This is a genomic window from Acinetobacter sp. YH01010 (genome assembly GCF_013420775.1).
In the GTDB taxonomy this organism is placed as follows: domain Bacteria; phylum Pseudomonadota; class Gammaproteobacteria; order Pseudomonadales; family Moraxellaceae; genus Acinetobacter; species Acinetobacter amyesii.
Genome location: NZ_VOYF01000039.1, coordinates 1 through 8,959 on the forward strand (window position 1 = coordinate 1; position 8,959 = coordinate 8,959).

At 36.9% G+C, this 8,959-nt stretch carries 7 protein-coding genes, 3 pseudogenes and 1 other annotated feature; of the genes and pseudogenes, 4 read left to right on the forward strand and 6 right to left on the reverse strand.

From position 1 onward, the window contains the following. From FTT77_RS16570 to FTT77_RS16580, 3 genes and pseudogenes are all read left to right on the forward strand, one after another. A pseudogene (locus FTT77_RS16570) lies at positions 1-126 on the forward strand (IS6 family transposase); the annotation flags it as partial. 409 nt (positions 127-535) lie between these two features. Beyond that, complete coding sequence (locus FTT77_RS16575; RefSeq protein ID WP_171531797.1) at positions 536-805, forward strand: hypothetical protein; 270 nt, start codon at positions 536-538, stop codon at positions 803-805. Between the two features lie 367 nt (positions 806-1,172). After that, positions 1,173-1,382 (forward strand): cold-shock protein, encoded by a 210-nt coding sequence (locus FTT77_RS16580; RefSeq protein ID WP_152874215.1) that lies wholly within the window; start codon positions 1,173-1,175, stop codon positions 1,380-1,382. A gap of 374 nt (positions 1,383-1,756) precedes the next feature. On the opposite strand, the gene FTT77_RS16585 is transcribed toward FTT77_RS16580, so the two are convergent. Both FTT77_RS16585 and FTT77_RS16590 read right to left on the reverse strand, forming a co-directional pair. Next, positions 1,757-2,107 (reverse strand): hypothetical protein, encoded by a 351-nt coding sequence (locus tag FTT77_RS16585; RefSeq protein WP_171531798.1) that lies wholly within the window; start codon positions 2,105-2,107, stop codon positions 1,757-1,759. Between the two features lie 146 nt (positions 2,108-2,253). Further along, positions 2,254-3,487, reverse strand: a pseudogene (locus FTT77_RS16590) (IS3 family transposase). Further along, positions 3,082-3,198 (reverse strand) — a sequence feature (AL1L pseudoknot). (Overlaps the previous pseudogene by 117 nt.) A 44-nt stretch (positions 3,488-3,531) precedes the next feature. Here FTT77_RS16590 and FTT77_RS16595 point away from each other — a divergent pair. Further along, a pseudogene (locus FTT77_RS16595) lies at positions 3,532-4,905 on the forward strand (BCCT family transporter); the annotation flags it as partial. 44 nt (positions 4,906-4,949) lie between these two features. On the opposite strand, the gene FTT77_RS16600 reads toward FTT77_RS16595, so the two are convergent. The 4 genes from FTT77_RS16600 to FTT77_RS16615 all read right to left on the reverse strand — a co-directional run bounded on the left by FTT77_RS16600 (position 4,950) and on the right by FTT77_RS16615 (position 8,546). Beyond that, a complete protein-coding gene (locus FTT77_RS16600) occupies positions 4,950-7,028 on the reverse strand; it encodes a catalase (protein WP_180109575.1) in 2,079 nt (692 codons plus the stop codon). Positions 7,029-7,154: 126 nt separating this feature from the next. Beyond that, positions 7,155-7,850, reverse strand: a complete 696-nt coding sequence (locus FTT77_RS16605; protein ID WP_180109576.1) for a DUF421 domain-containing protein — start codon at positions 7,848-7,850, stop codon at positions 7,155-7,157. 40 nt (positions 7,851-7,890) lie between these two features. Further along, a complete protein-coding gene (locus FTT77_RS16610; protein ID WP_171531815.1) occupies positions 7,891-8,187 on the reverse strand; it encodes a hypothetical protein in 297 nt (98 codons plus the stop codon). Positions 8,188-8,273: 86 nt separating this feature from the next. Further along, positions 8,274-8,546, reverse strand: a complete 273-nt coding sequence (locus FTT77_RS16615; RefSeq protein ID WP_171531801.1) for a hypothetical protein — start codon at positions 8,544-8,546, stop codon at positions 8,274-8,276. Between the last annotated feature and the right edge of the window lie 413 nt (positions 8,547-8,959).

Genomic DNA, 8,959 nt, shown 5'->3' on the forward strand with positions numbered 1-8,959 from the left:
ACGGCTTATGCCACAATTAAAGGTATTGAAGTCATGCGTGCACTACGTAAAGGACAAGCATCGTCATTTTATTATGGTCAGCCTCAGGGTGAAGTGTGTCTAATCAACAGGGTTTTCGGTCTCTAAGCACTTTTTAAAGGGAACTTCATCGACTCAAATCTCTATTTGCAACAGTGCCCTTGTGTTTAGGTGGGAACTAAATTAAGGCTTATAGGATCGCTTGGTAAGGCTGTGTTAGCCGGATGATTACGATTCATGTACATGTAGCAGTCCTCAAAGGCTTGGAGTGTTGATCGTCACGATCATGTTGAGGAAATGGGGTATCGATTTCACTGGTTCGAATTAGTAGATATCAATATGGGACGTGCAACGGATTGGTTAAAAACTTTAAAAAAGATGAATGATTTAAAATTAGGTGAATGATTTTAAATTAGATATTTCGAAACTTATTGTTTCAGAATGTTTGATTGGTTTAACTTTCTCATAATATCCGTTAGTTTGGAATCTCAGCCTTAACAACTATGAGAAGAAATTCATGAATAAAAATTTTGAATTACATGTTTTAAGCCAGATTTATGATTTTCTAATAGAGCGAACTGAACATTCACATCAAGGTTTGCATAACAAGGTTCTTGAGTTTTTCAAAGAACTGAATTTAGGTAATGACGATGATTTTGTAATCGTCGATCCTAAAAAGATTGCGGGTAAATTTGGTGCAGCAAACTTCATTCACTTAATCAATGTCCCAAACTTTGATGATAAAGATAGATTTTTAAAGTGGGCATACACTCAATTAAATCGATAGTTCATATCAAAAATTGCTTTAAAGATATATTTTAAATGCATCTTTGATTAAATAATCCTATAATTTACTGACTCATGTCAGCGCAACTGAATTGGGTGAAGCCTCACATGTATATGTGGGGCTTTTTCATTCAATTGATGGAAAGTGTGAGTGATCGAGCTTCGTGATATAAATCTAATTATTACCTTAATATGATAAATAATTATCACTTTAGTAAATAATTGGAAAATAAAACAAGCACTTGATTCACATAGATCTAACAGTTGTATCCTCATATTTAAGAATTATTGGTTATATTGAATATGCTTGTTAATTAATCAGTATTTACAGCAATTTCTAAACTTATAATTACTTAAAGGAAATATGAATGTCTAATTTAACAAAAGGGACAGTGAAGTGGTTCAACGGTACAAAAGGTTTTGGATTTATTGCTTCCGATACAGGTGAAGAATTATTTGCACACTATAGTGAAGTACGAATCGATGGCTATAAAGTACTAGAGGAAGGTCAGCGTGTAATGTTTGAAATTACGAATGGTAAGAAAGGCAAGCAAGCCAGCAATATCCAAATTCTCTAAAATAATAATTTCCCAAACATGTCATGTATTGCCCCGTCTTTGAAAGACGGGTTTTTGTCATAAATTGCCATTAAGTTTTAATATTTAAATGCTTAATTTAAATGAAATCTTCATGATAAGAGCAATAAAAAATGATCTTTACAAGACTACAAGTACTGATTGGCGGACTAATTATAAGTTTGTTGATTTCTTCTGTGTGGATTTACCATGAGAAGAAGAAACAACGACGGGAAGAGATTCAAAAAATCATTACGGAAGCGAGAGCAGGATTAAGTCACGCTCAATAATATGTGTGATTCATAGACACCCATTATATTGAAAGGATGTCTATGAATCACACAATGGTGATGGGTTCTCTTAAAGTTTAAACCTTATTATTTAACTTCAGTAATGCTGATTGGCTGGTCTTTTACAAATTCAACAACCCCTTCACCACGTTTAAAGTGAATTGAAACTCCATTATTATTAGCTAAACGAATACCACTACCAGCAACTGTTTGCTTTAAACCATATACCACGCCTGAGTTATCAGTCATTAAAGCAGTTTCAAAGTTATCCGATGATTTCAGAAAAATTAATAAACCATTCGGACCAGAAAACGTAAGGACCTGCGTATCAGCTGAAGTATTGCTTGTAGCCTTATCTTGTAAAGTTTCAGTCTTTGGACTCGAAGTACACCCAGTCATTGTTAAAACTAACAAAGTTAAACTTAAAAAATATTTCATATAATTACCTTTTTCATATGTAAATCATAATTATATTTATACTAATTGTTATAATTCAACAATAAATAATATTACTTTTTTTTACATAAAAAGCTATAAATCACATTTTGAACCGTACCGGGTTTGTCGGAGACTTTTTATTTAAGTTAGGCCACCTGACCTAACTGGTTAATTTTATCATAGTACATTGCTTCAAAATCAAAAGGTGATACATAATCTAGCGCACTATGTACACGTTCTTTATTGAACCAATCCACCCAGTTTAGTGTCGCAAGTTGTACATCCGCTAAACCTTGCCAATCTGCTTTTAAATATTCAATCACCTCTGTTTTGTATAAGCCATTCACCGTTTCAGCCAAAGCATTATCGTATGAGTCACCCGTTGTACCGACTGAAGCTCGTAAATTTGCTGCTTCTAAACGATTGGTATAGCGAATGGAAAGATATTGAACACCTCTATCGGAATGATGAATCACATTCTTTGGCATACCTCGGTCATGCAATGCTTGCTCCAATGCATCCTGGACCATGTCTGTATTCATACGTATTGATACTTTCCATCCAACAATGGCTCGTGAGAATACATCAATAATAAAGGCAGTATAGACCCAACCTGAATTAGTTTGAATATACGTGAAGTCAGCGACCCACAGGTGGTCAGGCTGATCTGCACTAAAATTCCGTTTTACCAAGTCATCCGCTCGTTTTTGATCATCTCGGCTACGGGTAGTTTGTTTATTCTTACCACGCCAAACACCTTGTAGACCTAGCTTTTGCATCAATCGAGCAACTGTACAGCGTGCAATAATATAGCCTTCACGTTTCAATTGTTGCCAGACCTTACGCACACCATATCGACCTGAACTTTCTTTCCAAATTCGTTTAATTTGTTCCGCATGATGCAAGTCATGTAAATCTCGTTTCGCTCGATGTTCTGGATTGTCCGCGAGATCTAAAGTCCGGTGATAGGTTGAAGGGGTGATCGGTAAAATTCTACAAATCGCCTCGACTCCATACAGCTCTTTATTATGATGGATAAAATCCACCATTATTTGTGTGGGCGGTCGAGCTCCGCCTGGGCGAAAAAAGCGGCTGCTTTACGTAAAATTTCATTGGCACGTTGCAGTTCTTTATTTTCACGTTCAAGTTGTTTAATACGTTCTTGATCTGAAAGCTGCTGTACTTTGATTGGATTCTGTTGATTCAAATGCTTCTGATGCCAGGAGCGTAGTGTTTCAGGCGTACAACCCTTGCGCAGTATACTGCTCAGGGAGCAATTGCTGCGATTGCAGCCCAAGTAGAAGGATAACCTTTTTCGGATTCAATCAATAATTGAACCGCTCTATCTCTGATTTCAGGGGTATATTTTGGTTTTGTCATTGGGACATTCTCTCAAGAAAAGTGGTCTCCGACAAACCCGGTACGGTTCAGTATTTGGTGTCGCAACGACTTTAGGTTTTGGTGTAACCCAAATTAACTCAGGCCTGAATTATCTATTCGGGATTGAATATTCAACGACGACGCAGCTAATTCTAATCGTCATTGTTACAGCTATGGCCTCTTTGTCCGTATTTATGGGCTTAGACAAGGGTATTAAACGATTATCAGAGATCAATTTAGGCTTAGCATTAACCCTCTTATTATTTGTATTTTTTGCTAGTTCAACGATATTCATATTACAAGCGACTATACAAAATGCTGGCCAGTATTTTTCAAACTTATTCAACATGACCTTTAATTTATATGCCTATCAATCTGATGGTTGGATTGGTGGTTGGACAATTATGTACTGGGCATGGTGGATTTCATGGTCGCCATTCGTAGGTATGTTTATTGCGCGTGTGTCTGAAGGACGTACTATTCGTGAGTTTATTGTAGGTGTTTTACTTATTCCAACAGGCTTCACGCTGATTTGGATGGGAGTCATGGGGAATGCTGCACTTTATAGTATTTTAAACGAAGCGAACACCTCGCTGATTTCTGCAGTGCAACGAGATTCATCCGTTGCACTATTTGAATATTTAGGGACCTTGCCATTCTCAGGCATGATGAGTTTTGTGGCGACCATTCTGGTCATGTTGTTTTTTGTGACATCGGCAGACTCTGGGGCTTTAGTTACAGACTATCTAACTGCAAAATCTGAAAACTCTCCAACTTGGCAGCGATTGTTTTGGACAACGTTAATGGCTGTACTTGCGATTGTTTTGTTGTTTGCAGGAGGTTTAGGAGCTTTGCAATCTGCAACAATGTTGAGTGCATTACCATTCACCTTCGTAATGCTTTTAATTTGCTGGGGCTTAGTCAAGGCTCTACATTTAGATGCAACTAAGATGCAAGCATTACACGATGCACGTATTACACCTAGAGCAATTCATAATCCAAGAAGTTGGCAGCAACGTTTAGGATTGATTATGCATTATCCGCATACACGTGAAGAAGTTGAACAGTATATTGATACAACGGTAAGCCAGGCATTTTCAAATCTACAGAAAGAGTTTAAGCGCCGTCATTTAGATGTGACGGTAAGCACGATAGATGATGGCTTGCAGCTACGTGTAAACCATCAAGATGAGATTAACTTTATCTACCAAGTGGTTGTCCAAGAAAAAAATACACCAAGCTTTATGTTGGATTCAGCAGAAATCACGCAAGATTATCAAGCTGAAGTATTTTTGAGGGAAGCTGGTCAAAATTATGACATTATCGAATGGACGCAAGAAGATATTTTACAAGATGTCATTGATCAATACGAACGACATCTACATTTTTTAAATCTAGTTCGAACCAAGAGCCAATAAATAAAAAAACCGCCCAGAAGGGCGGTTTTTTATTCTTAGTTAAATTAGGCCGGTATAGAAGCAACCTTATCTTCACGATCCCAATATCGATGATTTTGAATAGCTGTTTTAAATTGATCACTGACATCTTTGAAACTTTGTGAAATGAGAAGCGCAGCATCTTGGATGAGATTTAGTTCTTTAATTAAAGCCTCTTTATCACCCAATAATACTATAGGTTTAAGATGCTTAAAAGTTTCCAAAACATAGTGTTTAGCTACACCATCACTCAGGAATTCATCTAAATTTTCACCATCAATAACAACGACAGCATCGTAGGTAACTGAAGGTTCGCCATTCTGACGTCCATCCACTGCAATTTCTTTACCATCGTTAGATTTCACTGGCGCAGCATTAGGCGCTAATATTTCTACTACAGCGCTTTCTGATTCGCTCCAAGTCCTGATTGCATCGATAGATGAAGCATTTGCACCGTTGTGCACCAACAGTGCGATTTTCCGTTGCTTAATATCAGATGCTGGGTATGCCAATGTGCTTAAGTGATCAGATTTAGCGACGGTAGCTTTCTTAATCGATTTACTTTGCTTAGTTGGAGCAACTAATCCCAATTCATTTGCTACAAATTGAGCTAAATCCAAATCAATATTTGTAAGCACCTCATTTACAACTCTTTCCCTAATTTCAACAGCTTTCACTTTTGAGAGTTCAAATGCATAGGCATCCTTTATATGCTGTTGTTCATGCTTAGCAAGACTTTGGTAATGCATGGTCGCTTGCGAGAAATGATCTGCGAAGCTTTCTGGTCGGATTCTTAACTTGCTGCCTTGGATTTCTTCAGGATGGGTCCGAAATGCATGCGGATCATTATTAGATTCTCTAGGCCAATTTTCATCTACAGAGTTAGGCTCATAATTCGCTTTACCTTTATAGACTTCATGGTTTGCATAGCCGCCACGTCGATTTGTATGGAAAGGGCAGACTGGTTTATTAATTGGAATTTGATTAAAGTTTGCAGTACCTAAACGGTGCAAATGGGTATCTGTATAGCTGAACAGACGACCTTGTAATAAAGGGTCATTACTAAAATCAATTCCTGAAACAATATTGGCTGGACTGAAAGCAACTTGCTCTGTTTCAGCAAAGAAATCATCTGTATTTCGATTTAGAGTAAATTTACCTAGTGGGGTAATAGGTACGAGCTCTTCAGGTACCAGTTTTGTCGCATCCAAAACATCAAAGTCCCATTGAGCCGCTTGTTCTTCAGTAAAGATCTGTGCCCCTAATTCCCACTCAGGATAATTGCCACGTTCAATGGCATCCCATAGATCGCGGCGATGGAAGTCTGGATCTTTACCATTAAGTTTTAGAGCTTCATCCCAAACGACTTGGGCAACACCTTGCTTAGGAGTCCAGTGAAATTTAACTAAATGCGCCTGATTTTCTTTATTGATTAATCTGAAGGTATGTACACCAAAACCTTGAATCGATCGTAAATTTCTCGGGATAGCACGATCTGACATCACCCAAGTTGTCATGTGAGAGGCTTCGGTATTTAAAGAAATAAAATCCCAAAACGTATCATGCGCAGATTGACCTGTTGGAACTTCATTCGGATCTTCAGGCTTTACAGCGTGGACAAAGTCAGGGAACTTGATTGCGTCCTGAATAAAAAATACAGGAATGTTATTACCTACTAAATCGTAGTTTCCATCTTCGGTATAAAACTTAATGGAAAACCCGCGTACATCACGGACTACATCAGCTGATCCGCGTCCACCTTGTACTGTAGAAATCCTGACAAAGATTGGTGTTGGATTTTGAGTGTTAGTCAAAAATTTAGCCTTAGTCCATTTTTCGTTGCCTTCATAAGCTTCAAAATAACCATGCGCTCCAACACCACGAGCATGCACTACACGCTCAGGGATACGTTCACGGTCAAAATGAATTAACTTATCTCGTAAGAGAAAATCTTCTAACAGAGTAGGACCAGTCTGATTTATTTTTAAGCTATTTTGATTGTCAGCTACAGGTACACCCAAAGATGAGGTCAGTGTTTTACCTTTAGGGGCTACATATGCCTCTTTTTCAAACTGATCAATTTTAGGGTTATTTGATTTTTTCATGAGCTACATCCCTTTGTCTGATGTTATTTAGTACATGTGCTAGATAAGGTTTTGCTATTGCATAAAGCTAATATAGATAATAAAGATGCTTGGCAAATTTAAAGTAAAAAATTGTCTATTTTGTGCTCAATCTGATGATTGATTGGAGCTACTTTCACAATAAAAAGCAGATTCAGCCCAGCGGTCACATTTGCAGCGGGGGCACTGAGCATTTAGAGAACTAATAAATTGTGTTTGACCACACAGCATGCACGAATAGTATTTTTTAGAATCAAAACGCTTTGCTTTTTGGTAGTGATCAGGAAAAATTGGTAGTCCCCATTTGATATTATCTTTGGCATAAGGAATTACACTTAGACACCCATCAGTTTCAAGTAAGGCTGATTTGACTTGCCCTAAGTGTTCTATTTTGTTTTGCCTTAACTCAGCAAAAAATTCGTCATATGAATACTTTTCCTGTTTGATATCTTCAACAATCAATAAGCCATCTTTGGCGATATACATTGGCCTACCTTCTAACAATGTTTCAAAAGCATCTGATTTCATGATTAGATATGTTGTGAATCTATACAGAAGAATAATGACTGCAAACACAATGAGTGCTTGTATGATAGGAATATCATCATTAAACATTGGATCGCCAGCTGCAGAACCCAAACTTAAAATGATGGCTAACTCAAATACTGAAAGTTGCCTGACACCTCTTTTACCTGAAAATCTTAAAAAAATAATAATTAAGATAAACATAATGATGCATCGGATAATAATTTCCAATGCAAAATTAAAAGAGGTGTCATGCAGAATTATTTTTATAAAGTCCATGCTTAATACATTTTTTGAATTTTAGTTTAGAAGTTGTTGTTTACATCTTTTCCCAAGCATCTTTAATAGCATGTTTAGCATGTTCCCATTTCAAACGAGAATCTGCTTTGAACTCTTCCCATTTGGTTTGTAAATCCGGCTCAGAATCCTCAAATCGAGCATTCTCACCATATAGATGGCGTTCACGTTGTCCAAGCTCATATGCCGATCTCAAGTCTCGATCATAATCAATATCGGGTACTTCACGTTGAAGATCGCCATAGTACGGTCTATTGGAGTAATCCGTGCGCCAGTCATGATGTATTGGATGTTCATTTTGATGGTCGTTCATTGTAATAACTCCGATTAATTAGTTAATTAATTACAAAAGCAGTGATCCCTGGGCTGCTTCTGTAAATTAAAAAATTACTGTTGTTACTTTGACTATTGGTCTTGCTGTTGATTCTGCTGACGTTGTTGATCAGACTGCTGATTTTGTTGGTGTTGAGGTTGCTGTTGTTGTTGCTGACCATTTTGCTGACGCTGTTGATCAGACTGTTGGTTTTGTTGATGTTGGGGTTGCTGCTGCTGTTGCTGATCATTTTGCTGACGTTGTTGATCAGATTGTTGATTTTGTTGGTGTTGAGGTTTTTGAGTATCGCCACGTTGGTGCTGTAGACGAGTATCATTATTTTGATCTTGGTTATAGTTAGACATAATACTGTTCCTTTAAAGATTAATTAGATAATCTACTCAATCACAGTAGATCAATTATTAATAACATGAATATTATAAATTTAAATATTTAAGATGTTACATAATCTGTATTAAGTTTCACTGTGTTTAAAGATTATGTATTGGGTGCTGTTTTATATGGATAAATGGGTTTTATTTAATTACATGAAGCTAACAATAATAATTTTTTAATATTTTTGAGAGTGATTTTAGAATAGCTTTATATAGAGTATTTAATTTTTTATTAGGTTTTCCTTTAGTTCTAATTGGCTTTGTTGCACAAACCTATCTGTAAAGGCTTTTTCAGCGATATAATTTTCAAATGAAGAAGCCTACACACAAAATCTACCGCACAACCAATTGGCCCGCATATAACCGAGCACTCATGAGTCGCG